At 66.0% G+C, this 26,965-nt stretch carries 27 protein-coding genes and 1 tRNA gene; 17 read left to right on the top strand and 11 right to left on the bottom strand.

Annotation, left to right across the window (positions count from 1 at the left end; all coding sequences use genetic code 11):
- The first annotated feature begins 30 nt into the window (after nucleotides 1–30).
- From prfA to OU426_RS13935, 3 genes are all read left to right on the top strand, one after another.
- A complete protein-coding gene (prfA, locus tag OU426_RS13945) occupies nucleotides 31–1,086 on the top strand; it encodes a peptide chain release factor 1 (protein ID WP_267634639.1) in 1,056 nt (351 codons plus the stop codon).
- Nucleotides 1,083–1,940, top strand: a complete 858-nt coding sequence (prmC, locus tag OU426_RS13940) for a peptide chain release factor N(5)-glutamine methyltransferase (protein WP_267634638.1) — start codon at nucleotides 1,083–1,085, stop codon at nucleotides 1,938–1,940. Before prfA ends, prmC begins: the two co-directional genes overlap by 4 nt.
- Nucleotides 1,941–2,205: 265 nt before the next feature.
- Complete coding sequence (locus tag OU426_RS13935; protein ID WP_267634637.1) at nucleotides 2,206–2,946, top strand: DUF4167 domain-containing protein; 741 nt, start codon at nucleotides 2,206–2,208, stop codon at nucleotides 2,944–2,946.
- A 55-nt stretch (nucleotides 2,947–3,001) separates the two neighbouring features.
- On the opposite strand, the gene rsmA is transcribed toward OU426_RS13935, so the two are convergent.
- The 6 genes from rsmA to lptF form a co-directional block, all read right to left on the bottom strand.
- The gene (rsmA, locus tag OU426_RS13930) at nucleotides 3,002–3,862 is read right to left on the bottom strand and encodes a 16S rRNA (adenine(1518)-N(6)/adenine(1519)-N(6))-dimethyltransferase RsmA (protein WP_267634636.1); all 861 of its coding nucleotides are present in this window, start codon (nucleotides 3,860–3,862) and stop codon (nucleotides 3,002–3,004) included.
- A 91-nt stretch (nucleotides 3,863–3,953) separates the two neighbouring features.
- Nucleotides 3,954–4,946, bottom strand: coding sequence for a 4-hydroxythreonine-4-phosphate dehydrogenase PdxA (pdxA, locus tag OU426_RS13925; protein WP_267634635.1), 993 nt, complete (start codon nucleotides 4,944–4,946; stop codon nucleotides 3,954–3,956).
- Nucleotides 4,943–6,238, bottom strand: a complete 1,296-nt coding sequence (locus tag OU426_RS13920) for a peptidylprolyl isomerase (protein WP_267634634.1) — start codon at nucleotides 6,236–6,238, stop codon at nucleotides 4,943–4,945. Before OU426_RS13920 ends, pdxA begins: the two co-directional genes overlap by 4 nt.
- Before the next feature lie 52 nt (nucleotides 6,239–6,290).
- The gene (locus OU426_RS13915; protein WP_267634633.1) at nucleotides 6,291–8,456 is read right to left on the bottom strand and encodes an LPS-assembly protein LptD; all 2,166 of its coding nucleotides are present in this window, start codon (nucleotides 8,454–8,456) and stop codon (nucleotides 6,291–6,293) included.
- Nucleotides 8,456–9,547 (bottom strand): LPS export ABC transporter permease LptG, encoded by a 1,092-nt coding sequence (gene lptG, locus OU426_RS13910; RefSeq protein ID WP_267634632.1) that lies wholly within the window; start codon nucleotides 9,545–9,547, stop codon nucleotides 8,456–8,458. The genes OU426_RS13915 and lptG overlap by 1 nt, the downstream gene beginning before the upstream one ends.
- Nucleotides 9,544–10,650, bottom strand: a complete 1,107-nt coding sequence (gene lptF / locus OU426_RS13905; protein ID WP_324289826.1) for an LPS export ABC transporter permease LptF — start codon at nucleotides 10,648–10,650, stop codon at nucleotides 9,544–9,546. Before lptF ends, lptG begins: the two co-directional genes overlap by 4 nt.
- 151 nt (nucleotides 10,651–10,801) lie before the next feature.
- Between lptF and OU426_RS13900 the strand changes: the two genes are divergently transcribed.
- The 3 genes from OU426_RS13900 (at nucleotide 10,802) to OU426_RS13890 (ending at nucleotide 13,035) form a co-directional block, all read left to right on the top strand.
- Complete coding sequence (locus tag OU426_RS13900) at nucleotides 10,802–12,274, top strand: leucyl aminopeptidase (protein ID WP_267634631.1); 1,473 nt, start codon at nucleotides 10,802–10,804, stop codon at nucleotides 12,272–12,274.
- Nucleotides 12,275–12,284: 10 nt separating this feature from the next.
- Nucleotides 12,285–12,761 (top strand): DNA polymerase III subunit chi, encoded by a 477-nt coding sequence (locus OU426_RS13895; protein ID WP_267634630.1) that lies wholly within the window; start codon nucleotides 12,285–12,287, stop codon nucleotides 12,759–12,761.
- A gap of 197 nt (nucleotides 12,762–12,958) precedes the next feature.
- A tRNA-Asp gene (locus OU426_RS13890) sits at nucleotides 12,959–13,035 on the top strand.
- A gap of 102 nt (nucleotides 13,036–13,137) precedes the next feature.
- Here the strand turns inward: OU426_RS13890 and OU426_RS13885 are convergent.
- Both OU426_RS13885 and OU426_RS13880 read right to left on the bottom strand, forming a co-directional pair.
- Nucleotides 13,138–13,755, bottom strand: a complete 618-nt coding sequence (locus tag OU426_RS13885; protein ID WP_267634629.1) for a thiamine phosphate synthase — start codon at nucleotides 13,753–13,755, stop codon at nucleotides 13,138–13,140.
- A gap of 59 nt (nucleotides 13,756–13,814) precedes the next feature.
- Nucleotides 13,815–14,141, bottom strand: coding sequence for a TfoX/Sxy family protein (locus OU426_RS13880; RefSeq protein ID WP_267634628.1), 327 nt, complete (start codon nucleotides 14,139–14,141; stop codon nucleotides 13,815–13,817).
- Nucleotides 14,142–14,204: 63 nt separating this feature from the next.
- On the opposite strand from OU426_RS13880, the gene OU426_RS13875 reads away from it, so the two are divergent.
- The 6 genes from OU426_RS13875 (at nucleotide 14,205) to OU426_RS13850 (ending at nucleotide 20,376) form a co-directional block, all read left to right on the top strand.
- Entirely contained in the window at nucleotides 14,205–14,945 is a 741-nt protein-coding gene (locus OU426_RS13875) for an RNA methyltransferase (RefSeq protein WP_267634627.1), read from the top strand.
- 124 nt (nucleotides 14,946–15,069) lie between these two features.
- Nucleotides 15,070–16,107 (top strand): M4 family metallopeptidase, encoded by a 1,038-nt coding sequence (locus OU426_RS13870; RefSeq protein ID WP_267634626.1) that lies wholly within the window; start codon nucleotides 15,070–15,072, stop codon nucleotides 16,105–16,107.
- Nucleotides 16,104–16,412, top strand: a complete 309-nt coding sequence (locus tag OU426_RS13865) for a protealysin inhibitor emfourin (RefSeq protein WP_267634625.1) — start codon at nucleotides 16,104–16,106, stop codon at nucleotides 16,410–16,412. Before OU426_RS13870 ends, OU426_RS13865 begins: the two co-directional genes overlap by 4 nt.
- 162 nt (nucleotides 16,413–16,574) lie before the next feature.
- The gene (gene ctaA / locus OU426_RS13860) at nucleotides 16,575–17,729 is read left to right on the top strand and encodes a heme A synthase (RefSeq protein ID WP_267634624.1); all 1,155 of its coding nucleotides are present in this window, start codon (nucleotides 16,575–16,577) and stop codon (nucleotides 17,727–17,729) included.
- Nucleotides 17,726–19,198 (top strand): carboxypeptidase M32, encoded by a 1,473-nt coding sequence (locus tag OU426_RS13855; RefSeq protein WP_267634623.1) that lies wholly within the window; start codon nucleotides 17,726–17,728, stop codon nucleotides 19,196–19,198. Before ctaA ends, OU426_RS13855 begins: the two co-directional genes overlap by 4 nt.
- A complete protein-coding gene (locus OU426_RS13850) occupies nucleotides 19,195–20,376 on the top strand; it encodes an MFS transporter (RefSeq protein ID WP_267634622.1) in 1,182 nt (393 codons plus the stop codon). Before OU426_RS13855 ends, OU426_RS13850 begins: the two co-directional genes overlap by 4 nt.
- Here the strand turns inward: OU426_RS13850 and OU426_RS13845 are convergent.
- Nucleotides 20,373–21,161, bottom strand: coding sequence for an enoyl-CoA hydratase (locus tag OU426_RS13845; protein WP_267634621.1), 789 nt, complete (start codon nucleotides 21,159–21,161; stop codon nucleotides 20,373–20,375). The two genes, OU426_RS13850 and OU426_RS13845, sit on opposite strands and share 4 nt — an antisense overlap.
- A gap of 78 nt (nucleotides 21,162–21,239) precedes the next feature.
- Between OU426_RS13845 and OU426_RS13840 the strand changes: the two genes are divergently transcribed.
- The 4 genes from OU426_RS13840 to OU426_RS13825 all read left to right on the top strand — a co-directional run bounded on the left by OU426_RS13840 (nucleotide 21,240) and on the right by OU426_RS13825 (nucleotide 24,155).
- Nucleotides 21,240–21,671 (top strand): PaaI family thioesterase, encoded by a 432-nt coding sequence (locus OU426_RS13840; protein WP_267634718.1) that lies wholly within the window; start codon nucleotides 21,240–21,242, stop codon nucleotides 21,669–21,671.
- 605 nt (nucleotides 21,672–22,276) lie between these two features.
- Nucleotides 22,277–22,741 (top strand): 50S ribosomal protein L13, encoded by a 465-nt coding sequence (rplM, locus tag OU426_RS13835; RefSeq protein WP_267634620.1) that lies wholly within the window; start codon nucleotides 22,277–22,279, stop codon nucleotides 22,739–22,741.
- Between the two features lie 2 nt (nucleotides 22,742–22,743).
- The gene (rpsI, locus tag OU426_RS13830; protein WP_267634619.1) at nucleotides 22,744–23,232 is read left to right on the top strand and encodes a 30S ribosomal protein S9; all 489 of its coding nucleotides are present in this window, start codon (nucleotides 22,744–22,746) and stop codon (nucleotides 23,230–23,232) included.
- Nucleotides 23,233–23,333: 101 nt separating this feature from the next.
- Entirely contained in the window at nucleotides 23,334–24,155 is an 822-nt protein-coding gene (locus OU426_RS13825) for a sulfotransferase domain-containing protein (protein ID WP_267634618.1), read from the top strand.
- Between the two features lie 15 nt (nucleotides 24,156–24,170).
- On the opposite strand, the gene OU426_RS13820 is transcribed toward OU426_RS13825, so the two are convergent.
- Together OU426_RS13820 and OU426_RS13815 are read right to left on the bottom strand one after the other, a co-directional pair.
- Nucleotides 24,171–24,980 carry a PhzF family phenazine biosynthesis protein gene (locus OU426_RS13820; RefSeq protein WP_267634617.1) on the bottom strand — a complete coding sequence of 270 codons (810 nt, stop codon included), beginning with the start codon at nucleotides 24,978–24,980 and terminating at the stop codon, nucleotides 24,171–24,173.
- Nucleotides 24,981–25,084: 104 nt separating this feature from the next.
- Nucleotides 25,085–25,297, bottom strand: a complete 213-nt coding sequence (locus OU426_RS13815; RefSeq protein ID WP_267634616.1) for a DUF1127 domain-containing protein — start codon at nucleotides 25,295–25,297, stop codon at nucleotides 25,085–25,087.
- A gap of 110 nt (nucleotides 25,298–25,407) precedes the next feature.
- Between OU426_RS13815 and OU426_RS13810 the strand changes: the two genes are divergently transcribed.
- Nucleotides 25,408–26,820 (top strand): aminotransferase-like domain-containing protein, encoded by a 1,413-nt coding sequence (locus OU426_RS13810; RefSeq protein WP_267634615.1) that lies wholly within the window; start codon nucleotides 25,408–25,410, stop codon nucleotides 26,818–26,820.
- The last annotated feature ends 145 nt before the right edge of the window (nucleotides 26,821–26,965 follow it).

The following is a 26,965-nucleotide window of genomic DNA, read 5'->3' as shown; positions in this document are numbered from 1 at the left end:
CCAAAGGCCGGGCAAGGGCGAAGAGGCGGCATGGTACCTTTCGACAAACTTGACCAGATCGTGCGGCGTTTCGAGTTTCTCGAAGCGAAGCTTTCGGCTGGCGCGGCGCCCGCCGAGATCGCGGCCCTGTCGCGCGAATATGCCGATCTGAAGCCGGTGGTGGCCGAGATCGGCGCCTACCGGCAGGCGCTCGGCGATCTTGCGGAGGCCGAGGCGATGCTCGCCGATCCCGAGATGAAGGCTCTGGCCGAGGATGAACTGCCGGTGCTGAAGGCGCGCATCCCCGAGATGGAAGGGCGTTTGCGCATCGCGCTGCTGCCCAAGGATGCGGCGGATGCAAGGCCTGCGATCCTCGAGATCCGGCCCGGGACGGGGGGCGAGGAGGCGGCGCTCTTCGCGGGCGATCTGCTCCGCATGTATCAGAAATACGCCGAGGCGCAGGGCTGGCGGTTCGAGCTGCTTGAGTTCAGCGCGACCGAGCTTGGCGGCGTCAAGGAAGCGATGGCGCGGATCGAGGGCGAGGGGGTTTTCGCCCGCCTGAAGTTCGAAAGCGGCGTGCACCGCGTGCAGCGCGTGCCCGAGACCGAGGCGGGCGGACGCATCCACACCTCCGCCGCGACAGTCGCGGTGCTGCCCGAGGCCGAGGAGGTCGAGATCGACATTCCGGCGACCGATATCCGGATCGACACGATGCGCTCGTCTGGCGCGGGCGGCCAGCATGTGAACACCACCGATTCCGCCGTCCGGATCACCCATCTGCCAACCGGCATTGTGGTGACCTCCTCCGAGAAGAGCCAGCACCAGAACCGCGCCAATGCGATGGCCGTCCTGCGTGCGCGTCTCTACGATCTGGAACGCTCGCGCGCCGATGATGCGCGCGCCGCCGACCGCAAGGCGCAGGTGGGCTCGGGCGACCGCAGCGAGCGGATCAGGACCTACAATTTCCCGCAAGGGCGGATGACCGATCACCGGATCAACCTGACGCTTTACGCGCTGCCGCAGGTCATGGCGGGCGATCTCGGTGACGTCATCGATGCGCTCGTCGCCCATGATCAGGCGGCCAAACTCGCCGAGATGGAGGCGTGACCGGCAACGAGGCGCTTCGCGCCGCGATCCCGCGCCTCAGGACGGCGGGCATCGATAGCGCGCCGGGCGATGCCCGCCGCCTGCTCGCCCATGCGCTGGGCCTTTCGCCCGACCGGCTGATCCTGCATCTCGCCGATGAGATGACCGGCGCGCAGCAGAGGTCATACGAAGAGGCGCTTGCCCAGCGGGTCCGGCGTCGGCCGGTAAGCCAGATCGTCGGCGAACGCCAGTTCCTCGGCCGTACCTTCCGCGTCACCGGCGATGTGCTCGACCCCCGGCCCGAAACCGAGCTTCTGGTGCTGAAGGCGCTGGAACGGCCCTTCGTGCGGATGCTTGATCTCGGCACCGGCTCGGGCTGCATCCTCCTGTCCTGTCTCGCGGGCATGCCGATGGCGACCGGCCTCGGCACCGACCTCTCCGAGGCGGCCCTCGACGTGGCCAGGGACAACGCCACGCGCCTCGGTCTCGCGGCGCGGGCTACCTTCGCCCGCTCGGACTGGTATCAGGCGGTCGCCGGCCGGTTCGATCTGATCGTCTCGAACCCGCCCTATATCGCGGCCGACGAGATGGCGGGGCTCGCGCCCGAGGTCCGCGACTGGGAACCGCATCTGGCGCTGACCCCGGGGGGCGACGGGCTGGACGCCTACCGGGCGATTGCGGCGGGCGCGGGCGCTCGGCTGATGGCGGGGGGGCGGATCCTTCTGGAAATCGGCCCCGCGCAGGGGCAGGCGGTTGCCGCCCTTCTGGACGCCCAAGGGTTCGAAAGCCCGGCGATTCTCCCCGACCTTGACGGTCGCGACCGGATCGTGATGGCGGTGAAACCCGGCGATCCGGAGGGCTGCGGCGCGGTTTGAGGCGTTGCAAATTCGCAAGAACTGACCCAATCGCGAAAATATCGGGGCAAATCCGGCGCTTCGCCGCCCTGCATGCGAGAATCCGCTTGTCAGGCCCGCCTTGCCCGTGCAAACAGGGCGCAGCGGATCCAAGCGGCTCTTTGGCCGGGCTCGGGCCGCTGTTCTTACCCACATGACCCTCAGGACGTCCGATAGCGGAGCCTGGCGCGGGTCGGTCGGGCAAGCACCCGCCCCTTGAAGCCTCTGGCGAGCATAGACGAAGCACATGAGATCATCGAAATCCCGTTCGCGGAACAAGTCGAACCGGCAGCGTTCGCTGGGCAATATCGTCAACCGGGTCTTTGACAGTTCCGGCCCCGAGGGCAAGGTGCGCGGCACACCGCAGCAGATCATCGACAAGTACCTGATGCTCGCCCGCGATGCGCAACTATCGAGCGACCGGGTGGCCGAACAGGCCTTCCTGCAACATGCCGAACATTACACAAGGATGCTTGGCGAGGCGCAGCGCGAGCTTGCCCGCGAGCAGGAGCAGCGTCAGGCCCAGGGTGGTCAGCCGGGCGGCAATCAGGGCGGGCAGCCTTACGGCCAGAACGGGAACGGCAACGGCTATGGTGGTCAGGCCGGGGGCGAGCGCTATGAGCCGCGCGACCCGGGCGAGAGCGATCAGCCGGACCTCACCGCTGCGCCGGAAAGCGGCGAAGAGGACGAGGGGCCGGGTCTCGTCGAGACCCCCGAAATGTATCACGCGCCGGAGCCCCTGGGCTTCGAGGGCTCGACGCCCGATTTCCTGGGTGGGGGGCAGCCGCGCGAGCGGCGCGAGGGCAACCGCGGCCCGCGCCGCGAGCGGAGCGAGAAGCCCGAGGGCGGCGCCGACAAGAAGGACGGCGAGCGCAAGGAAGGCGGAAGCCGTGGTCCGCGCGGCCCGCGCCGTCCGCGCGGCGAGCGCAAGGATGGCGATGCGGGCGCCGAGGCGCCGGCCGCAGTCACCGCGCCGGACAGCGAATAGGCCTCAGGGCAAAGTCGGAAGCAGCACGGCCCCGGATTGCCGGGGCCGTTTTCATTCAGATCTGCTCGGGGCGACGCTGGTCCGCAAGAAGGCGGGCGAGCGTGCAGAACCGTTCGAGGTCGATCTCCTCGGCGCGCGCGGTGGGCGGGATGCCCGCTTCGCTCAGCAGGTCATCGATCCCCGGTGCCAGACCCTTCAACGCGGCGCGCAGCATCTTGCGGCGCTGGTTGAAGGCAGTCGCGGTGACGTGGGCCAGGATCTTCGCATCGGCCGGATAGCGTGGCTCTGGCATGGCGGTCAGATGGACGACCGCCGAATGGACCTTGGGCGCCGGAGTAAAGGCCTCGGGCGGCAGGGTGAGGACGATCTTCGCCTCCGCCCGCCATTGCGCGAGAAGCGCCAGACGTCCGTAGGCCTTCGATCCCGGCTTCGCGACGATCCGCTCGGCCACTTCCTTCTGGAACATCAGCGTGAGGCTCTGCCAGAAGGGCGGCCAGTGTGCGGGAGTAAGCCAGCGCACCAGAAGCTCGGTCCCGACATTATAGGGCAGGTTCGCCACCACCTTGATCGGCTGGCCGAGATGCTGCGTGGGGTCGACAGTCAGGGCGTCGGCATTGAGGACGGCGAGGCGCCCGGGGTAGGCATCGGCGATCTCGGCCAGCGCGGGCAGGCAGCGCTCGTCCTTCTCGACCGCCAGCACCCGTCGGGCGCCCTCGGCCAGAAGCCCGCGCGTCAGGCCGCCGGGGCCGGGGCCGACCTCAAGGATATCGGCGGTCGTAAGGTCGCCCGCCGCCCGGGCGATGCGGGCGGTGAGGTTGAGATCCAGAAGGAAATTCTGGCCGAGCTGTTTCCTGGCCGAGATCCCGTGGCTGGCGATCACGTCGCGCAAGGGCGGCAGGCTGTCTATCGTCGCCATCAGTCCGGGCTCCGGCGGGGAAAGGGGGCTCTGCCCCCGTCCCGGACGGGGTCCAGGACTCCCCCGGGATATTTGCAAACGGAAGATCGGGTCATGGGTGGGTCTTGCGGTTCTCTGCCATGCGCGCCGCGAGGCGCAGGGCGGCGATGAGGCTGGAAGGGTCGGCCCTGCCCTGGCCCGCGATATCGAAGGCGGTGCCGTGATCGGGCGAGGTGCGGACGAACGGCAGGCCGAGTGTCACGTTCACCCCGTCGGCGAAGGCAAGCGTCTTCAACGGGATCAGCGCCTGATCGTGATACATGCAGATCGCCGCGTCATAGCGGGCGCGGGCTTCGGCATGAAACATCGTGTCGGCGGGCAGGGGGCCCGCGATCTGAAATCCTTCAGCGCGCAGCCGGTCAAGGACGGGCAGGATGAGGTCCAGCTCCTCGCGCCCCATCGTGCCGCCTTCGCCTGCGTGCGGATTGAGGCCCGCGACCGCGAGGCGGGGCTGGCTAAGACCGAAATCGCGGGCGAGGCCGGCGTGGGTGATGCGCAATGTCTCTTCGAGCAGCTCGGCCGTCAGGCGGGTGGCCACGTCGGCGAGCGGGATATGGATGGTGACCGGCACGGTGCGGAGCGTGTCGGAGGCGAGCATCATCACCGGGCGATGGCCGCCGCCCGCGAGATGGGCGAGATATTCGGTATGACCCGGGAAAGCGAAGCCCGCGCCGCGCTTCAGCGCCTCCTTGCTGATCGGCAGGGTGCAGATCGCACTCGCCTCGCCCCTCTGGACAAGCTGCACCGCGCGCTCGATCACCGAAATCACGGCAGCGGCATTTTCCGGCGCCGGGCGGCCGGGCAGGGCGGGTGCGGGGAACGGATGGGGCAGGACCGGCAGTCTGTCTGCCGAAACGCGGGTTGCCTCTGCGGGCGTGGCGATTTCCTGATAGATGGTGCCGGGCGGCAGGTGGCGCGCATTGCCGATCCAGAAGAAGGGCAGCGCCGCGCCCAGAGCGACGCGTGCCTTCACCGCGATCTCGGCACCGATGCCCGCAGGCTCGCCGCAGCTCAGCGCGACCGGCAGGCCGGGGCGTCCACTCATGGCCGGGTGATGATCGCGCCCGCCTTCAGGTCCGCGAGCCAGGCATCGGCAAGCTGGCCGATCTTGCGGTTCTGCAGTTCGTCGCGGATCTGGTCGCGGCTCGGGCCATTGCCGAAACCGAGCCCTTCGATCGCCGAGGGGATGATGTCGCCATCGGCGGTCTTCACCGCCGGATCGGCGATCACCGGCACGACGGCATCCAGATGGTTGGCCGCGATGGTGGCGTTGCGGGCACAGAGCATGACGACGCGGGGACCGGAGGCGCCCTGAACCACGGCGGCCTCGTTCGCGTCGAGCCGGTCGAGTGCTGCGGCAATATCCCCGGGGATCGCGCCCCTGAGCGCCGTCTGCCGGTTCACCGCACCGCTTTGCCCCTTGGTCATCAGATAGAGATCGTCGCAGGAGCGTGCCTCGGTCGCGATCCGCTGCGCCTCTGCCGCCTGACCCGCACCAAGCGCGAGGACGGCATAGTCGCTTGCGATGGCACCGGGTGCCAGCTTGTCCTCGCCGCCGGTCATGCCGCGCAGCAGGAAAAGCGCGACATAGCCGTTCAGCGGCACCGGCTCGCTGATCTGGCCCTGGCCGAGCTTGCCCACCGCCGCCTGTGCCTGTGGCGGCAGGTTCGATAAGGGGATCCAGTCGATCCGGCCGCCATCCTCGCGCGAGGGCGCGAGCGACATCTCTCGGGCAAGCGCCGCAAAGGCCGCCTCGCCGCGGGTCTCGGTCGCGAGTTTCTCGGCCTTGCGGCGAACAAGCCCGATCTCGCCCGGACGGGCGCGCAGGATGATCTCGGACAGAAGCACGCGCGGCCCCGTGCCCCGACCATTATCGGCGGAGAGGGCGCGGTCGATCTCGGCCTCGGATACGCTCACGCGGCCCAGATAGCGGGCGCGCACCACCTCGCGCCAGGCGATGCCTGCCTCGACGAAATCGCGGAAGGTTTCGGGCTCGACCCCGCCCTGGGCGATTGCCTGCAGGAACTGTTCGGTATCGAGATTGGCGCGGCCCGCGAATTCGGCCATCCCGGCCGCGATCTGCTGGTCGGTGAGCTTCACCCCGATCGAGCGGGCCATCGCCAGACGCAGCCGGTCCTCGATCAGGCCTTTCTCCGCTTCGGCCTGGATATCGCCGGGGAAACGCAAAAGCGTCAGAAACTGGATGCGCTGGTCAAGCTCATATCCGGTGATGGCGCTGTCGTTCACGCGGATCACCGGGCTGAACTGGCTCTGTGCGAGCGCGGCCGGAGCCACCAGGCCAAGCACGAGGTTCAGGGCAAGGAGGATGAAGCGCATCTATCTGGTTCCGTCTCTGCTCGTTCGTCTTTAGCGGTTGAGGCGGGCGCTGTCAGCCCCCGCAGACCTTGCGATATTGTCGGCCGTCGCTGCCGGTGCCGAAGCCGTTGAGGTTGACCGTCAGGCTGACCTCGGTCGATGGCCTCACACTAGTCGAGGACGTGAAGCGGCGCGAGAGGGAAAGATCGAGCCGCGCGCAATCGCTGAGATAGGTGAGGCCGAGTCCGGCCTTCACCGTCTCGTCGGCGGTGAAATCATACCGGCCATTGGCCGAGACATGCCAATGGTCGCTCGCCTGCCAGCCGGCCGAAAGCGCCAGTTCCGATGTGGCGAGCGGGCGGCCCACGGCGGGATCGGCGACAAGCCAGACATAATTGGCGCCCAGCGAATAACGGCCGCGGTTGAAATCGAGCCGGAGTTCGTCCTTCGAGAATTTGAAGGCGTCGTCGAAAAGCGCGCGATTGATCACCGACAGCCCGTCGTCGGTCTGCAAATGCATCGCAAGAAGCCAGTCGGACCGGGTGCCGGACAGGCGAGAGCCGGTCGAGAACTGCCCGAGGTCTTCCGACCTGAGGATGCGGCCAGCCGTCACTCCGACGCGCCAGCCTGCCGGATCGTAGCGCGTCCAGCGCAGCCCGACATTGGTGCGCAGGCCGCTTTCGTAAAGGTCGGCGCCGGGAAAACGGCTGAAGGCAAAGAGGTTGCCTTCGTCCAGCTCCACCAGCGCGCTGTCCTCGTTCGGAACGGGTTCGATGTCGTCGGGGCTCCAGACCAGCTGCACGACCGGTTCGATCACTTGCGCCGAATGGCCGCCCTGCGTGGCCTTGACCCAGGGCCAGCTCAGTTCGACCGACGCCGTCGGGATGGTACGGGTAACGGTACCGGGCCAGGCCTGATCCTGGCCGATCTGGTAAAGGTCGCTCCGGACCGCCGCGCCGAAGCTCAAGACCATGCCGTTGCCGAGAATTTCCTGCCGCCGCCAGTCGAGCCCGAGCGAGATCCGCGCCACGTCCCGGCCGTCGGTCACCCCGTCGCCGTTCACGTCCGTATCCACGGTGGACAGACGGTTGAGGCCATGCAGATCGAACCGCAGCTCCGCCTGCCCGCCAATCAGTGCAGGCGTGAAACGACGGATATGTTCAACGCTCGATTCGAACGAGGGCAGCACATCGTTGTCATCGGCGGCGCGCAGCGAATAATAGGTCGCAAGCCGCGCATCGAAGAACAGGTCGCGCTTGGTCCGGGTCAGGAAGATATCGCTGGTCAGCCGGTCCTTGTCGGTGATGCCATAGTCGAGAAGATAAGCGTCGTCGCTCGCCGTTTCGACGTCGAAGCCCCAGCGGTAGTCCCTTGGCAGGAAAAAGCGGCCGGTCGCAAAAAGATAGCCGCGATCCTCGCCGGGGAAGATGTCGTCCCGGCCAAGCGCGCCGTTCAGCTCGACCGTGCCGTTCGCGAAGGCCTGACGGTAGCGCAGGCCCACGGAACGCCCGCCTTTCGCGGTCAGATAGGGCGTTACAGTCAGGTCCTTGTCCTCGCCGAGGGCGATGAAATAGGGCAGCTTGAAACCGATCCCGAGTTCCGACGAGGTGCGGACCGACGGCAGCAGAAAGCCGGTCGCCCGGTCGAGCGTCGGGTCCGGCATCCTCAGGCGCGGAATGTAGAAGACCGGCAGCCCCGCGACGCGGAACTGGGCATTGTCGTAGTAAAGCTGCTTGGTCTGCTGATCATGGGTCACCCGGGTGGCGCGGATTTCCCACAAGGGTGTCGGGTTCGTCGGGCAGACCTGGCAGGTCGAGGCCGCAACCCGCGTGGCCGTCGTATAACGGCCCTCGACCCGCCGGATCTCCGCGGCGGCGATCTGCAACTGGCTTTCAAGGACCAGCCGCGCACCCTTCAGGACGCCCTCACGGAAATCGGCGCTCAACTCGCCTTCGTCGGCGAGCATCAGCGTGCCCTTGCCGTCAGCGATGGTGATCGGCCCTTCCAGCGTCAGCCGGTCTGTCGTCTGATCGTAAGTCAGCCGTTTCGCTGTCAGATGCTGACCCTTGTAGATCACCTCGACCGCGCCTTCGGCGACCAGTGTCTGGTCAGCATTGATGTAAAGCGTGTCCGCAACAAGCGCGGGCAGCTCTTCTGCCAGCGCGGGCTGGCGCACCGGTGCGATGAGCAGGGCGGCGGACAGCAGAAGCGCCAGTTTCAGCGACTTTCCAAGACGCATCAGCCGTCCTCCAGATGCAGAAGCAGGCTGAGCGACAGCATGAGCGCGGCAAGCGGCGGTGTCCAGGCAGCGAGGAGGGCGGGGATCTGGCCGCTTTCGCCCAAGACCTGCGCGAAGTTCCGCACGAAGAAGATAGCTATGCCGGAAACGAGCGCCAACAACACCATCAGCCCCGACTGGCCGAACCGCGCGTGCCGCATGGTGAAACCCGCGCCGACCAGCACCATCGCCGCCAGCAGAAGCGGCAGCGTCAGTTCGCCCTGAAGCGCGACAATGTGGCGGCGGGCCGAAAAGCCAGCGGCGTCCAGTCGCGCGATGAAGGCGGGCAGGTCCCAGACCGATATGGTTTCCGGCGAACCGACGGACTCGCGGATCTGGTCCACGGTGAGGTCGGACGAGATCGACAGTTCTGCCTCATGGCGCACCGTTGCCTCGGGATTGTCGCTGCTCGCAAGGTCCCAGACCTTGACGTCGCGGGCGATCCAGCGGCCGTCTTCCAGCCGCGCCTCGGCGGCAAGCAGGCGCGTTTCCGGCCGTCCGTTGGTGCCGAACAGAAGGAAACTGACATTCGACAGGACCCTGTCGTCCTCGCTCGCGCCGCCCGCGCGGATCACCCATTGCCCGTCCGTCGCCGACTGGCGCAGCCAGAGGCCGCCGGCGCCGCCATCGATCGAGGCCTCTGCCGAGACGATCGGCCCGCCGGTCAGCAGCTCGTAGCGCTTGGTAGTGGCCGCGACGATCGGGTTCAGCAGCGCCACGGCGAAAACGCCGATCGCGAAGGCAGCGCCGACCGGGGCCAGAAGCGTACGCAGCGCCGACCGGCCCGAGGCGCGGATCGCCACCAGCTCGGACGTGCGCGCCAGCCGCAGGAACAGGGCAATCGCCGTCATCACCATCAGAAGCGGCAGGATGCGGTAGGCTGTGCCGGGCGTATGAAGAAGCGCAAGCCCCACGAGGTCGGAAAGGCCCTTGTCCGGAAAGCGCCGGATCTGGTCCACGAGATCGAGGAGCCACAGGATCACGAAGAACCCCCCGCCGACGAGGGCGAAGGTCGCAAGAAACCGCCGGGCGATATAAAGCGACAGCCTCATGCCAGCGCCTCCCGACCGGCTCGCGCCGGTCGTCGGCCGCGCCCCGCCCAGGCCAGCATCGCCGCACCGAGCGCGACGCCGACCGCTGGTGCAAGATAGCACAGGCCAAGAAGGCCCGGGCGGCTCGCCGCCGCCTTGTCCGCGAGATTCGAAATGAGGAAGAGAACGACGAAAAGGCCGCAAGCCTGGCCGATCTGGCGCCAGTGGCCGAAGCGGGAATAGCTGCCGCCCTGCAATGCCGCGAAGGCGACAAGCGCCAGCGCCAGCGGCAGGAAGGGCTTGGCGATCCGGTCGTGCGCCTCGAACCAGGCGCGCTCGACCGTGGCGCCGATCGCGCTCATCGCCGCTTCGTCGGCGGACAAGAGCGTTGAAGTCGGCAGTTCCTCGACCTGCGGCCAACGCTCGCCGGGCGGGGTCAGGAAACTCGTGATATCATAGGTGAAATTCTCGAACCGGGTCAGCGACAGCCTGCCCGTCGCCGCGTCCAGCCTCTGCGCTTGCCCGTCCAGCAGCACCAGTTTCGGCCCGCTGTCGCTTCTGGCAAGATAGGCGCGCTTCGAGGAATAGATCACCTCGGCCGCCGGATCGCGTCGGTCCGACAGGAAGAAATCGCCCAATTCCCCCGTCTGGTCGATCCGGCCGATGAAAAGCGTGATCCCCTTGGCCGGATGAACGAACGTCCCCTCGGACAGGAATTTCGAACTGACGTTCTGCGAAACCTCCAGATTGCGCTCGTTCAGCCGCGCCCGCGACATCGGCACGAGGAAATGGCTCAGGACCGACAGCATCAGGGCGACGATCAGCCCGAAATAGATCACCGGCCGTGCAAGTCGGAAGGGCGAGAAGCCCGTGGCCTGCATCACCACCAATTCGCTTTCGCTCGAAAGCCGGTTGGTCGCATAGATCGTCGCCACAAAGGCCGCGACCGGCAGCATCAGCCGGATGACGTTCGGCAGCGAAAGCGCTGAAAGTTCAAGGAAAACCCAGACCGACTGGTTGTCCGAAATCAGTTGATCAAAAAGCCTGACCGCCCGGTTCACCCAATAGACCGAGACAAGGACAAGCGCGAAAAAGCCGAAGAACATCATCAACTGCGACAGCAAATATCTGTCGAATCGAGAGATCAATGCACCGGCTCCCCGTGTTTGGTTTTGACCTGCCTAGCGCAAAGGCGGGGCCGGGAAAACTCCTATCTGGCCAAAGCGGCGGGCCTTCGCTAGGGTCCCGCCAACCCCCCGAAAGCGGAGAGATCATATGTCCCTGCCCGTCGCCATTTCCTTCCATGCCACCGATGCCGCCGAGGCCATCTCTGCCAAGGGCAGGGTCGCGGTTCTTCTGCCCGCCGACGGCAAGCTTTCGGGCGCCGCGGCCAGGATCGACAAGGCCACGAAGGGTGCCATCGGCCGGGCGATGGAGGGCAAGGCCTGGTCCAAGGCCAAGCCGGGCGACGCGATCGACCTCGCCTGGCCCGCAGGGCTCAAGGCCGAGGCGTTGCAACTGGTCAAACTGCCTGCCAAGGCCTCTGTCGCCGAGGCCCGCAAGGCCGGCGCCGCGATCGGCAAGGCGCTTGGCGCCGACGGCGCGACGGTCGTCGCGGGTGGGCACGCGCGCACCGCCGATCTCTCGCTCGGCCTCGCGCTCCGCGCCTATGACTTCAACCTCTACAAGACCGGCGAGAAAGAGCCGAAAGGCGCCGTCCGCATCCTCGCCGACAAGCCCGAGAAGGTCGCGTCCGAGGCCGGGCCGATGGCCGCCGTGGCCGAGGGCGTGCTCTTCACCCGCGATCTGGTCAATGAACCGGCGAACGTGCTGACGACGACCGACTTCGCCGCCCGCCTCGCCGCGATGCAGGAACTGGGTCTCGACGTCGAGATCCTTGAGGAACCGGAGCTCGAAAAGCTCGGCATGCGCGCGCTTCTGGGCGTGGGGCAGGGGTCGGAAAGCCCCTCGAAGGTCGTGGTGATGCAGTGGAAGGGCGGCAAGAAGAAAGAGGCACCCTTCGCACTCGTTGGCAAGGGCGTTGTGTTCGACACCGGCGGTATCTCGCTGAAGCCCGCCGAGGGCATGCAGGACATGACCATGGACATGGGTGGCGCGGGCGTCGTCGCCGGGGTCATGCGGGCGCTCGCGCTCCGCAAGGCCAAATGCAACGTGGTGGGCCTCGTGGGCCTTGTCGAAAACATGCCCGACGGCCGCGCCCAGCGGCCAGGCGACGTGGTGAAATCCATGAAGGGCGACACGATCGAGGTCATCAATACTGACGCCGAGGGCCGTCTCGTGCTCGCCGATGTGCTCTGGTACGCGCAGGAGCGTTTCAAGCCCACCCGCATGATCAACCTCGCGACGCTCACCGGCGCGGTGATCGTGGCGCTTGGCCACGAGAATGCCGGGGTGTTCTCGAACGACGACAAGCTCTGCGCCGCGCTCCTCAAGGCGGCTTCGGCCGAGGGCGAGGGTGCCTGGCGCCTGCCGCTCGCCCCTGCCTATGACGCGCTCCTGAAAAGCCATATCGCCGATATGCGCAATTCCGTCGGCCGCCCGGCAGGCTCGATCACGGCAGCGCAGTTCCTCAAACGCTTCGTCAAGGACGAAACCCCCTGGTGCCATATCGACATCGCGGGCGTCGCTTTGCCCGCGACCGAACAGCCGCTTGTCGGCCCGAAATGCGCCTCGGGCTGGGGGGTGATGACGCTGAACCGGCTGATCGCCGACCTCTGCGAAGGCTGAAGGAAGCCGGATGGGCGCCGTCTTCTTCTATCACCTGACCCGCTCCGCACCCGAGGCCGCGGTCGCGATGCTCGCCGACCGGGCAGCGGGGCAGGGATGGCGGGCGGCGGTGCGGCTGAGGGAGGCCGCGCGCGCCGACTGGCTCGACCAGAAGCTCTGGCTCGGGCCCGAAGACGGTTTTCTGCCGCACGGGATCGCGGGCGGCCCGCATGATGCGTTGCAACCGCTGCTCCTGACCGCCAGCCCCGACTTGCCCGAGGGTGTGCGCTTCCTCATGGCGCTGGACGGTGCGGAGGTCACCGCCGCCGAGGTCACCACCCTCGACCGCGCCGCCATCCTCTTCGACGGCAACGACCCCGCCGCCGTCGAAGCCGCGCGCGGCCAGTGGCGGGCGCTGACGGCAGCGGGGCTTGAGGCGCAATATTGGAGCGAGGAGAGCGGCCGCTGGCAGAAGAAGGCCGAGAGCGGTGTGGCTGGTCAGGGGTGAACCTTCCGGCGCCTGATCTTGCCGCTGTCTATGACGGTTCCGGTGACAGGGCCAAGCTCATGCGGAAGAAATACCCGACAAAAACCCACGTATTACGTGCAGGCATACGTTCTGCCATACGTGAAATGCACCCCGGAAATCGGGGCTGCAGCCCCCCTTGACGCCCCCGGCCCGCTCCTGTAGCAGGCCCCTGTCGCGCGGTGGTAGCTCAGTCGGTTAGAGTACCGGCCTGTCACGCCGGGGGTCGCGGGTTCGAGCCCCGTCCACCGCGCCACTTCTCTCTTGGATCGATTGTCCGGCCGCCGCCTCGTCGAAGGCTGCGGGTCCTTGGCGGACCCTTCGTCCCTCCTCGGGCGTCGGGCCGGATTTTGCAGCGTCACATGGCTTTTGCGAGTGTTTCCAGGGTCTTGGCGGGATCGTCCGTGCGCCAGATCTCGTCGCCTATGGCGAAGAAATCGGTGACGGGCGACAGGGCGCGGATCAGATCTTCGCTCAGCGCGCCTTCGGCGACGACCGGCACTTCGACCATTTCCGACCACCAGGCGAAGAGCTCCGCCTCCGCCCGCTTTCCGTTGCCAAGCGCGGTCTCGCCCACCGGTCCGAAAGCCACATAGTCCGCCCCGGCCTCCCCCGCCGACATCCCCGCATCCCGCGACGCCCCGCACCAGGCGCCCACGATGGCGTCGGCCCCGAGCGCCTTGCGCGCGGCGCGGACGGATCGGGCGGAATCGGTCAGGTGGACGCCGTCAAGGCCATGTTTTTCCACGAGAGTCTGGTGGTTCTCGATCACCAGCGCCACGTCGCGCGCATGCGCCACTTCGCGCACTGCATCGGCGGCACGGCCGAGGTCATATTCGTCGCGCGAGGCGAGCGCGAGGCGGATGCAGGCGACCTCGACCCGGTCGAGCGCACGCGCCAGAAGTCTCGGAAAGATCTCAAGATCAAGGACCGGCGGGGTGATCAGATAGATTTGCGGGCGATCGTCAGCGGCCATGGCATCCTCACGTTTCGCCGCCCCTTAGCGCAGATCGCGGGCCTTTGCCATCCGTCCCGTCATTTGGGCGGCAGGGCCTTCACGAAGCCTAGTGCCAATTTCATCACCTGCCCGCGCCGCGCATCATCGGCCGTGGCCTCGTCGGAGAAATCGACCATCCCCGCCATCGGCTTGCCGGTGAACATCATGGGCGAGGCACCGGAGATCGCCAGCGCCTCCGCCTCGTTCGGCTTGCCCACCCGGAACATCGCGCCGCCCTTGTGGATGCCGCAGACCATATGGCCGTTCAGCTGAAAGCAGAGACCGCCGAACATCTTGCGTTCGGTGACCTTCTCGCCCGCCAGATCCTCGCGCATCAATTGCGCCAGCCCCTCGTCCCAGGCCATGACCCTCTCCTTGCCAGAGTGCCCCCGTCAAAGTATCAGGCCCCGACCCCGACCGATAGAGCCATGTCAGACCTTCAGCCGACCTTCATCCTCGTCCGCCCCCAGATGGGGGAGAATATCGGCGCCGCCGCCCGCGCGATGCTGAATTTCTCGCTCACGCAGATGCGGCTCGTGGACCCGCGCGACGGCTGGCCCAATCCGCGTGCCGTCGCCATGGCCTCGGGCGCGGCGGGGCGGGTGCTGGATCATGCCGGGGTTTTTGCGACCCTGCCCGAGGCGATCGCCGATTGCGCCTATGTCTTTGCCACCACCGCGCGCGGGCGGGAACTGACGAAACCGGTGATGACGCCCGAACGGGCTATGGAACATGCCCGCGCTCTGACGGCCTCGGGCCAGAAGGTCGCCGTTCTGTTCGGCCCCGAACGGGCGGGTCTGGAAAACGAGGATGTGGCGCGGGCAAATGCGATCATCTCTGTGCCGGTCAATCCTGATTTTGCCTCGCTGAACCTTGGTCAGGCGGTGCTTCTGTGTGCCTATGAATGGATGCGCCAGACGGGCGAGCGGCCGCCGGAAGTCGTGGAAATGGCGCGGACCGAATTCGCCAGCCTTCTGGAAATCGAAAAGCTCGGCGACCATTATGAGGAGCGCTTGAGCGAAGCGGGCTTCTTCTTTCCGCCGACCAAGGCCGAGGGGATGAAGCTCAACTTGCGCAATCTCTGGAGCCGCATGCCCTTCACCCGTGCCGACGTGCAGACCCTGCACGGGATGCTGCGCCAGATCGTCCGGCATCGCGACAAGGGCTGAAGTGGGCCTGCTGACCGGGGTCGGCCAAAATCAGCCTATGCGTGCATGACGCTAGGTCAACCTCTCCCGATAGGCACGCAATTGCGCTATCCTCTCCATGCTCATTTTCAGCAGGGAGGTGATTATGTGTGGCCATTGTTTCATCATTCCCCAGGATGTTCTCGAACGGCTTTCCCACGATGAAGGCCTTGAAATGCCCACCCGCGCGGCGATGGAGCGCACGGCACTGCTTGATGCCGAGATCCGCAAGCTGCGCATCCAGAACCAGAAGCTGACGCGGCTTGGCATGCAGATTTCGCCGGGGCTGGAAAAGCCGATGGCGGCGACGCCGCCCAAGGTGCTGATCTATGATTGCCAACGTGGCACCACGCTGCCCGGCGTGCCGGTACTGACGCCGGGCAGTTCGGGCGACGTGACGGCAAGGACCGCCTTCACCGAGACGACGGAGCTTGCGAAATTCTATTCGAAGGTCTTCGGGCGCAACTCGATCGATGATCAGAGCATGTCGCTGGTGTCCTCGATCCACTACGGGGTCGATTACAACAACGCTTTCTGGAATGGCGTGCAGATGACCTACGGCGATGGCGACGGGCGGATTTTCCTCGACTTCACCAAGGGCAATGACGTGATCGCGCATGAGATCACCCATGGCGTGACCCAGCATACGATCCAGCTGGCCTATACCAATCAGGCAGGCGGGCTGAACGAAAGCCTGTCGGATGTCTTCGGCTCGATGTTCCGCCAATGGCAGGCGGGGCAGACGGTGGCGACGGCAGACTGGCTCATTGGCGCCGACATCATGGGGCCGGCGGCCAGGGCGGGCGGCTATAGCTGCCTGCGCGACATGGCGAATCCGGCGGCGAAACATGCGCTTGCGCCGCAAATCACCCATTTCAGCCAATACAAGAACGGCATGGACCCGCATCATTCGAGCGGCGTGCCGAACCTTGCCTTCACCACCGCCGCCAAGGCGCTGGGCGGAAAGAGTTGGGAGAAGATGGGCCAGATATGGTACAAGGCGATGACGGGCTACCGGCCGTCGCCCAACCTGAGGATGGCCGCCTTCGCCCGGCGCACACGCAAGGCGGCGGCGTCGCTTTATCCGAAGGATGCCAAGGTGATGGCTGCGCTCGATCAGGGATGGAAGAAGGTCGGGCTGTGACGGACAAAGAAGCGAAAAAACCCGAGGCGGTCGTCGATGTCGAACGGCTCGGGGGCTTTGCGGGCTTCGGGGGGCCGGGTGCGCGCATCCGCAGCCACGGGACGATGGCCCTATCGGAGTTGAGCGCCGACGACAGGGCGCGGCTTGAGGCGCTGGTGACCGAGGAAAGCCCGCCCTTGCCGATGCCGGACGAGTTCCTCTACAGGATCACCCGGCAGACCGAGGCGGGCAGCGTGACCATCGAAGTGCCGGAATCGCGCGTTCCAGAGGCGCTGCGCGCCTGTGTCCGCGACGAACTGATGTAGCGTGCGGCGCCCTCATCGCGCCGCCTGCGCGCCGCTCTTCGGGCGCGGACCGGGCTTCGCCCGTCTGGCCAGCGCGGTCTGCCCCCAACATCCGCTTCGCGGTCCCTTGAACCCCCGCCCGCGCCCGCCTAGTCTCGCGCGCGGTTGCTAAGGCGAGCGGTGATGACCCCCAAACGGACGATATTCGAAGAGGTGAAGGCGGGGGCCGAGGCGCCCGCCGCGCCGAAAGGCGGCATGATCGATGCCGAAAAGGGCAGGGGGCGCGGACCGGTCCGGCGCTGGCTTGTGGCGATCTTCCTCTTGGTCGCGGCGATGATCCTGGTGGGCGGGCTGACACGGCTGACCGACAGCGGGCTCTCGATCACCGAATGGCGCCCGGTGACCGGCGCGCTGCCGCCCCTGAACGAGGCGGGCTGGCAGGCGGAGTTCGACAAATACCGGCAGAGCCCTGAATTCCAGTTGCAGAACAGTCAGATGACGCTTGAGGGGTTCAAGTCGATCTATTGGTGGGAATGGGGCCACCGGCAGCTTGGCCGGACCATCGGCCTCGTCTGGGCTGTCGGGTTCGTGTTCTTCTGGGCGACGCGCCGTATCCCCACGGGCTGGACCGGGCGGCTTCTCACGCTCGGCGCGCTTGGCGGTCTGCAAGGGGCAATCGGCTGGTGGATGGTGTCCTCGGGCCTTGAGGGCAGGATGGTTGATGTCGCCTCCTACCGGCTGGCGACGCACCTCGGCCTTGCCTTCGTGATCCTTGGTCTGACCGCCTGGTACATCCTCATGCTCGCCCGGCCTGAGGGCTGGCTTCTGCAGGCGCGGCGGTCGCGGGAGGAGCGGCTGTTCCGCCTGTCGACCGGCCTGGTGCATGCGGCCTTCCTGCAGGTGCTCCTCGGTGCCCTCGTCGCGGGGATCGACGCGGGCCGGGCTTTCCCGACCTGGCCCCTGATGGGGGAAAGCTTCTTCCCCGCCGACGCTTTCTACGTGCCGGATGGCGGCGCCAGCTGGCGCGCCTTCTTCGAGAACCCGGGCCTCGTGCAGTTCATCCACCGGATCATGGGCTATGTGACCTTTGGCTTCGGCCTTTTCGTCTGGTGGCGCGCGCGGGGGTCCGCCCATCCACGCACGCGTCAGGCGTTCGACTGGATGGCCGCGATCCTCTTCGGGCAGGTGGTGCTTGGCATCGTCACGGTGCTGCATGCCGCCCCCCTTACCCTCGGCCTTGCCCATCAGGCGGGCGCGATCCTGCTCTTCACCCTCATCCTGCGCGCCCGTCACCGTGCGCTCTACCCTATCGTCACCTCTATCCGGGATGCAAAATGACCGCCTATTCCGAACTGATGTCGTTTCAGCGCGAAACCGAGGCCTTGGCCCAGATCGCCGGCCGACTCGGCTGGGATCAGGAAACGGTGATGCCTGCGGGTGGTGCCGACCAGCGCGGCGAGGAGATGGCGGCAATCGAAAGCGTGCTGCATGCCCGGCGCACCGATCCGCGGCTGGCCGACTGGCTGGCCAAGGCCAAGGCGCCGGATGCGGTGGGCAATCGCGCGCTCGACCTCATTTCGCGCACGTACCTCAGAACCGCGCGCGTGCCGGCGAAACTGGCGGCAGAGATCGCGCGCCAGACCTCGGTCGCCCAGCACATCTGGGCCGAAGCACGGGCGAAGAACGATGTCGCGCATTTCCTGCCGACGCTGGAAAAGAACGTCGCACTGATCCGCGAGAAGGGGCAGGCGCTGGCCGATGGCGGTGACGCCTATGACGCGCTGATCGAGGATTACGAACCGGGCGCCAGCGCCGCCGATCTGGCGGCGATGTTTGACGCAATGCGCCCGCGCCTTGTAGCACTGCGCGCGGCCGTCCTCGGCGCCAGCTACCAGCCCGCCGCACTCGACCATTCCTTCGCGCAAGATGGCCAGCTCGCCCTATCGCGCGAGCTCGCGGACGCGTTCGCCTACGACTGGTCGCGCGGGCGGCTCGATCTTGCGGTTCACCCGTTCTCGTCGGGGTCTGGGAACGATGTCCGCATCACCACCCGCGTGGCCGAGCGTGACCCGTTCAACTGCCTTTATTCGACGATCCACGAGGTGGGCCACGCCTGTTACGAGCTTGGCATCGATCAGACATATCTGCTGACGCCGCTCGGCCAGGGCGTGTCGATGGGGGTCCATGAAAGCCAGAGCCGGATCTACGAAAACCAGCTCGGCCGTTCCCGGGCTCTGACCGGCTGGCTGTTCGGGCGGATGAAGGAAACATTCGGCGCGTTCGGCATCGATGATCCGGACGCCTTCTATGCGACGGTCAACAAGGTCCACAAAGGCTATATCCGCACCGAAGCCGATGAGGTGCAGTATAACCTCCATATCATGCTGCGCTTCGATCTCGAGCGTGATCTGATCGCCGGGCGACTTACCGTCGCCGATCTGGAAGAGGCCTGGAACGCGCGCTTCAAGGCCGATTTCGGCTACGCTGTCGACAAACCGTCGAACGGCGTACTGCAGGATGTCCACTGGTCGGGCGGCCTTTTCGGCTATTTCCCCACCTATTCGCTCGGCAACCTTTATGCGGGCTGCCTGCATCAGGCGCTGCGCGCAGCTGTGCCCGGCCTTGATGCAAGCCTCGCCAAAGGCGATGCGCGGCCTGCCACCGATTGGCTGCTCGCGAACCTTCAGCGCCATGGCGGGCTGCGCACGCCGCGTGAAACGATCGCCCATGCCTGCGGGTTCGAGCCGTCGGCCGAACCGCTTCTGGACTATCTCGAAGAGAAGTTCCGCGCGATCTACCGGTTGTGAGCGGGGTCAGGACGGCGGTCGGGCTGCTGGCCGTCGGCCAGACGCTCACCTATGGCGGGGTCTATTACGCCTTTCCGGCAATCCTGCCGGATCTGGAGGCGGCGACGGGTTGGTCAAAGGCCACTCTGGCGCTCGGCCCGACCCTCGCCATGTTGTTGATGGCGATCTTCACGCCCCTCACCGGGCGGCTGGTCGACAGGGGTCTTGGGGGCGAGATGCTGGCCTTTCTGCCGGTGCCTGCCGCCTTCGCCATCGCCTTGATGGGATTCGCCGCAACGCCCGCGCACTGGCTGATCCTGTGGGCAATCGTCGGGATCACCCAGGCCGGGTGCCTCTATGAGACCTGTTTCGCCTTCCTGACCCGACGGCTCGGGGCCGAGGCACGGCCCGCCATCGTCCGCGTCACGCTGATTGCGGGCTTTTCCGGCACGCTTTCTTTCCCCCTTGGCCACTGGCTGGCCAATGCCTTTGGCCCCGCTGGGGCACTTATCGGCTTTGCCAGCCTGATGATCCTCGTTGCCGTCCCGGCAAACCTGTTCGGTGCCCGTATCCTGCGCGCCTCGACGGGGCTTGCGGGCGCCGAGCATACGCCCTCGCCGCCTGGCATGGTGCGCATCGCCTTGCGGAACCCTGCCTTCTGGATGATCGGCGCGATCCTCAGCCTCGCCTATCTGAACCACGGGATCCTGATAACCTATGTGCGCGAGCTCTTTTCCTCGCGCGGGGCGAATGACGGGATGGTGACGCTTGCTGCCGCGATGATCGGCCCAAGCCAGGTGCTGGGCCGCTTTCTTCTGATGCTGAACGAGGCGCGGGTCGCCAATCGATCTGCCACATTCGCGGCCCTCGGCGGACTGGTGATGGCCGCACTGGCGCTGTGGCTTGCCGGGGTGGCGCCGATGGCGATCTTCCTTGTGGCCCTGTCGCAGGGCGCTGGCATCGGCATCATCTCGATACTCCGGCCTGTGCTCATTGCCGAACATCTCGGCCGTGAAGGCTTTGGTGCAATCTCGGGCGCCATAGCCATCGGGCCGATCCTCGCGTCCGCCGCCGGACCGATGGTCGGCGCCTGGCTTCTGGGGGCGGGCGGTCCTGCGCTGGTGATTGCCGCCTGTGCAGGTTTGCCTTTGGCGGCCATCATCCTCTGGGCGACGATGCGCCCGCGGCGGGCCGGTTAGGCCCAATCGGGCGGGCGTTTTTCGAGGAACGCGGCGATCCCCTCGTCGGTATCGCGCCAGAGCATGTTCTCGACCATCACCGCGCCCGCATGGGCGTAAGCGTCGGCGAGCGAGAGGCCGATCTGGTCATAGAAGGCGCGCTTGCCGATCTTGACCGCCGCCGACAGTTTGCCCGCGATCTTCGTGGCCAGAGCCTCGACCTCTGCACCCAAGGCGTCGGGTGGGACCACCCGGTTCACCAGCCCGACCTCCGCCGCCCGGGAGGCGGAAATGAAATCGCCCGTCGTCAGCATCTCGAACGCCACTTTACGTGGCACGTTTCGGCTCAGTGCCACCATCGGAGTGGAGCAGAAGAGCCCGATGTTCACGCCATTCACGCCAAAGCGCGTGCCCTCTGCGGCCATGGCAAGATCGCAGGAGGCGACAAGCTGGCAGCCCGCGGCGGTGGCGATGCCATGGACTTCAGCGATCACCGGCTGGGGCAGGGCGGGGATCATCTGCATCACCTCGGCGCAGCGGGCGAAGAGGTCTTCGAAGTAGGCGCGCCCCTTGTCAGGCGCCGCCCGGCCCGCCTGCATTTCCTTCAGATCGTGGCCTGCGCAGAAGGCTTTGCCGTTTGCGCGCAGGATCACCACACGCACCGTCCGGTCGGTCATCAGCGCCTGGAACGCTGCCTTCAGCGCGGCAAGCATCGCGTCCGACAGGGCATTCAGGCTGCCCGGCGCGTTCAGGGTCAGGATGGCTATCGGCCCGTTGTTATGGCGCAAAAGTATCGGCTCGCTCATCTTGTCAAAACCTCCGGCTCGGGGAAGTCTAGGGACTGACGCAGATGGAGGGAAGTGCCGGTGAGTGCTGATATCGTGATGAGCGAGGCCGATCTTTCCGCCTTCATCGAGCGCGAGTTCCCACAGGTGCGCGGCGATTTCGCCGTCGAGCGGTTGACCGAAGAGGGAATCGTCATCCGCCTGAAGGTCACTGAGCGGCACCTGCGCCCCGGCGGAACCGTCTCGGGGCCTTCGATTTTCGGGCTGGCCGATGTGGCGGTCTATCTCGCACTTCTGGCCCGGATCGGGCCGGTGGCGCTTGCGGTCACCACCAATGCGAGCGTCGATTTCCTCAGAAAACCCGAGGCCGGTCGGGATCTGATCGCCGAGGCGCGGCTTCTGAAGCTCGGGCGGGTGCTTGTCGTGGGCGACGTGCTGATCCGGTCTGAGGGCCGCGAGGCGCCGGTCGCGCGGGCGTCGATGACCTATTCGATTCCGCCCGATCGAATTGCCGCGACGGCCAGCACCTAGGCCTGACCGAAATCTTGAATAGATTTCGGACCGGAACCTTTCAAAGGTTCCGGCCGGATTTCGTGCCGATATCCGGCGGCGGCGTTCGTGGAAGGTTTCAGGTGATGAAGCCGTCGCCGCCGCAGGTCGCGCAGCGGGTGGTCTTGGTGCCGAAGCAGCCGCCGCAGCGTTCGAACTTGGCGCGGCCATAGACATCGGTGCCCATCAAAACCTGGCCCTTGCCGGCGCAGATCCGGCAGGGCGCTCTCCCGAAACCGTGGCAGCGATTGCAGCGCCTCTTGACAGGTGGGGTCTTGTCTTTCTTGGGTCCGGTGGTTGGCATGGTTTGGGGCTCAGCTCATAGACATCCCTGCGAAAGGAGACCACAAGCCCGCCCTTCTGTCACGTCTCGGGGCCTTGATGGGCCATTCGACTGGCCCGGATGTGGCGCGGGCGCATCGCAGAATGTGGGGTAAAATAATACCTATTTTGTAATCCATTGAAATTAATAAATTAAATAAAACATGACGCCCTTGACCGGCATGCAGAGATCAGAGAAAAGCCACCATCCAAATTCCGGGCGGAGTCGCAACCGCCTGAAAGATCCCGAACTCGAAGGGCTGACAATGAAGACCTATACCGCAAAACCGGCGGAGATCGAGAAGAAGTGGATCCTGATCGATGCCGAAGGCGTCGTTCTGGGCCGCCTCGCGACGATCGTCGCCAACCGCCTGCGTGGCAAGCACAAGGCCACCTTCACCCCCCACATGGACATGGGTGACAATGTCATCGTCATCAACGCCGACAAGGTGCAGATGACCGGCAACAAGCGCGCAGACAAGCGTTACTACTGGCACACCGGCTATCCGGGCGGCATCAAGTTCCGCACTGCCGAGCAGGTGCTGAAAGGCAACCACCCCGAGCGTGTCGTCACCAAGGCCGTCGAGCGGATGATCACCCGCAACCGCCTTGGCCGCCAGCAGATGACCCACCTGCGCGTTTACGCCGGTGCCGCCCATCCGCACGAGGCGCAGAACCCCGAAGTCCTCGACGTCAAGTCGATGAACCCGAAGAACACCCGGAGCGCATGAAGATGGCCGACGAAATCAAGTCCCTCGACGATCTGAAAGCCGCCGTCTCGACCGCCGCTCCCGCCGCTGCCGAAGCCGCGCCGCGCGCGCCGCAGCGTGACAAGCTCGGTCGCTCCTATGCCACCGGCAAGCGGAAGGACGCGGTCGCCCGCGTCTGGATCAAGCCGGGTTCCGGAAAGGTCATGGTGAACGGCAAGGACATCAACAGCTACTTCGCCCGTCCGGTTCTGCAGATGATCCTGCGCCAGCCCTTCCAGATCACCAATGTGGAAGGTCAGTTCGACGTCTATGCGACGGTCGCGGGCGGCGGGCTTTCGGGTCAGGCCGGTGCGGTCAAGCACGGCATCTCGAAAGCGCTGCAGCTTTATGAACCCTCGCTGCGTGGCGCGCTGAAGGCGGCAGGCTTCCTGACCCGCGACAGCCGCGTCGTCGAGCGGAAGAAGTACGGCAAGGCCAAGGCTCGCCGCAGCTTCCAGTTCTCGAAGCGCTGATCCGGTCTTTCCGGCATCAACACAGGCGGCCGCAAGCGATTGCGGCCGTTTTTCTTTGCGCGGTCAGGCTTTGCGGATAGACCGAAGCGAAGAGGTAGGGCATGGCACGGACATTCGTTCTGGGGATCGGCGCGCAGAAGGCAGGGACGAGCTGGCTGCATGCCCTGCTGTCGCGTCAGGCTGGTTTCGCGGCGGGCCTCGAGAAGGAATATCACGTCTGGGACGCGCGCGAGCTGCCGCTTCTGGCGATAAACAGGCGCCGCTGGGGCGATCAGACGGCCGCGGGCGGGCGCGCGCTTGCGCTCATGCAGAAATTTCCCTGGTTCTACTTTCGCCATTTCGACCGCCTGCTGGCACAGGACGGTAGCCTTGCAGCCGACATTACCCCCTCCTACGCGGCGCTTGACGGGCGCACCTATGCGCGGATCCGGACAGGCATGGTACGGCGGAATATCCGGTTCAGATCGGTCTTCATCATGCGCGACCCGGTCAGCCGGTGCCTGTCAGCCTTCAACATGAACCGCAACCGGGGCGCGGGGGGCATGGCCGAAGCCGTCGATCCGGGTGCCGAGGCCGATAGCGCCTTTCGCGCTTATGTGGCTTCTGATCACGCGCGGATCCGGACCTGCTATGAACGGACCCTGGCGGCGGTGGAGGCGCATCTGCCTGCGGATGAACATCTGACGCTGATTTACGAAGAGATGTTCGGTCCCGAGACGATTGCGCGCCTGTCGGATTTTCTCGGCCTGCCGCTCGATAGCGAGTTCGCCCGGGACCGGGTGTTCGGAACCGACTATGCAACCGATGTCTCGATCGAGGCGCAGCGCTCTTGCCGTGACCTCTACGCGCCGACCTACGATTATGTGGCAGAGCGCTTCCCCCAAGTCCGGGCCCTATGGCAAGGCTTTGCCGATCAAGGTTGACCAGGCGGAGCTCGGTCAGGCCGGATAAATCTGCGCCTTCATGAAGGTCACGGCCCCGCCGCTCAGGACCACCCTGTCTTCGGTGACGCTTATCCCTATCTCTCCGCCGCGGCGAGATGCCTGAAAGGCCGAAAGGTCACTGCGACCAAGCCTTTCGACCCAGAAGGGGGCGAGGCTCGCGTGGGTCGAGCCGGTGACCGGGTCTTCGTCGATGCCGCCGCCGGGGCAGAAGTAGCGCGAGACGAAATCGACGGGCGCGCCCGTGTGGGTCTGGCCGCCTGCCGCCGTGATGCAGAGCCCAGTCTCGCCCATCTCGGCGATGATCTGCAGGGGCGGCTGAAAGGCGACGACAGCATCTGGGCTTTCGATCTCGACGAACCAGTTCTCGAAGTTCCGTACCGCGCGGCGCCAACCGCCCTGGAAGATGCGCCGGAACAGTTCCGGCGGCGCGGCGGGGGTGGGGTCGAGGCGCGGCAGGTCGAGCGCGTAGCGTCCGTCAGGCAGACGCGAGACGGTCAGCGCGCCTACCTTTTGTGTTTCGAATCGCATCGCGCCCTCGGCGCCGTAGGCAGAGGCGAGGACATGAGCGGAAGCGAGCGTGGCATGGCCGCAGAAGGCCGCCTCGTGGCTGGGCGTGAACCAGCGGATATTGTAGGCGCCATCGCTTCGGACGACAAAGGCTGTCTCTGACAGCGCATTTTCAGCTGCAATTGCCTGCATCAGCCGCGCCTCCATCGGCCGGTCGAGGATCAGGACGGCAGCGGGATTGCCGGTGAAGGGGCGGTTTGCGAAGGCGTCGACCTGGTACATTGTGAAGCTTTGCATGGGGCCTCGCGCGTGCTGTTGAGCAAAAAAGAGGCCGGGCAGGGCCCGGCCGAGGAAGAGGCTTCCGCTCTGGGGTTAGCGAAGCCTGTGGGGCGGGCCGACGGTCAGTCTCTCCAGAAGGGCCTGATGCCCTCGTCATGGGCGCGGTGGGCGTCGAGGCCGATATCGCGCAGGAGATGATCGTCGAGCACCAGAAGCGCGCGGCGGCTTTGGCGGCGGGTGCGCCAGAGGGTGACAATTGCCTTTGCCGCTGCAACGAGGCCGGTCTGCCGGCCGGGGGCGATCGGGCGGAGGGCGGGTTTGCTGAGGCTGGTCATGTCATCACCTATTGTGTTGATACAAATCTGTCATATCGACATTGAAACACTACAATTCCGTGCTACAATGCGCCAGTGAAACATTGTGACCATGACAATCAGGGATCGTGATGAGCAAGATCTGGCGCCCAGACCTGACACAATTCGACGGGCCGAAGTACTTGGCGCTGTGCCATGCGCTGCGCGATGCGGTGCGCTCGGGCGCGCTACCCGAAGGCGCACGTCTGCCGCCGGTGCGCGAACTGGCCTGGTCCTTGTCGATCACGCCCGGCACGGTGGCGCGGGCCTATCAGATCGTCACGCAGGAGGGGCTTCTGCAAGCGACCGTGGGGCGGGGCACATTCGTCGCCGCGCGCGAGCCTCGGCTTGGCCCGACCCAGCCGATCTTCGAGGAGATCGAGGCAGAGCGGTTGGGACTGAGCGCGAGCAACCTGATCGACCTGCGCTCTCCCCAGTTGCCAGAAGTTGGCCAGACAGCGGCCATTTCAGCGATTTTGCTGCAGATCGCCGGGCAGATGGGGCAGGATCATCTGGAATATCCCTCATTGCGCCGCGACGTTCCCTTGCGCATGGCTTACGCCGACTGGCTGGGCGACCAAGCGCTCGGGCCGTTCAGCGAGGAAGAGATTGCGCTGACCCTTGGCGGTCAGAACGCGCTTGGCATCACTTTGCAATGCTGCCTCAGAGGCGAACGGCCGCACATCTATTGCGAGGAACTGGCCTATGCCGGTTTCCGCCGGGCGGCGCGCCTGAACCGGGCTGAGGTGGTCCCCGTCCAGCTGGACGAAGAAGGGATGGTGCCCGAGGCGCTTGATGCCGCCTGCCGCCGCTATGGTGGGCGGATTGTATGTATCACGCCCGAAGCACAAAACCCGACCACCGCGCGGATGAGCCTGGCGCGACGGGCAGAGATCGTGCGTGTCGCCCGCCGTCACGACCTGCAGATCATCGAGGACAACTGCTATTCCGTGGCCTCGGCCAGTGGCCCGGCGCTTCGGGCGCTGGCGCCGGAACGGACCTGGCATATCACCAGCTTGTCGAAAAGCATCTCGGCCGGCCTGCGCTTCGGTGCGGTCATTTGCCCGACGGGCCTCGGCGAGGCAGCGCGGCTTGCCGCCCAGCACAGCTATTTCGGCCTGCCGCGCCCGGTCTCGGACATTGCCTATGCGCTCTTCCGCTCGGGTGAGGCGCAGCGGCTTCGTGACCGGGTGCAGGCCAGCTTCGCGCGCCGGCAGGAGATCGCGCTGAACCTGCTCGGCCGTCACGAGATGCGCTGGCAGCCGGGTCTGAGCTTCCTTTGGCTGCCGATGCCGCAGGGCTGGCGCGCCTCGACCTTCGCCCGCGAGGCAGAGGCAAACGGCATCCTGATCCGTTCGGCTGACGAATATGCTCTGGTGGATGGCCGGGCGCCGAACGCGGTGAGAATCGCGCTGGCGGGTGCAATAGCGGAAGCTGATTTCACCACCGCGATCGCCCGGCTTGCGCAACTTCTAGACAGCCCACCGGACGATCTTCCGGTCTGAAGCACTTGAAATAAAGTGATAAAGTTCGGGAGACTCGTCCGGCAAAATAAAATGATCAAATTTTTTGCCTCACGCCACCGCCTGTGCTAAGACGCTTCCCAGATCGCACGACCTGTGCGATCTAGGGGAGAGACAGACGGCCTGA

The organism is Frigidibacter sp. RF13 (assembly GCF_026626305.1).
Taxonomy (GTDB): domain Bacteria; phylum Pseudomonadota; class Alphaproteobacteria; order Rhodobacterales; family Rhodobacteraceae; genus TMP-24.
The sequence above is the reverse complement of the archived record's forward strand: the minus strand, read 5'-3'. Positions and strand labels throughout refer to the sequence as shown.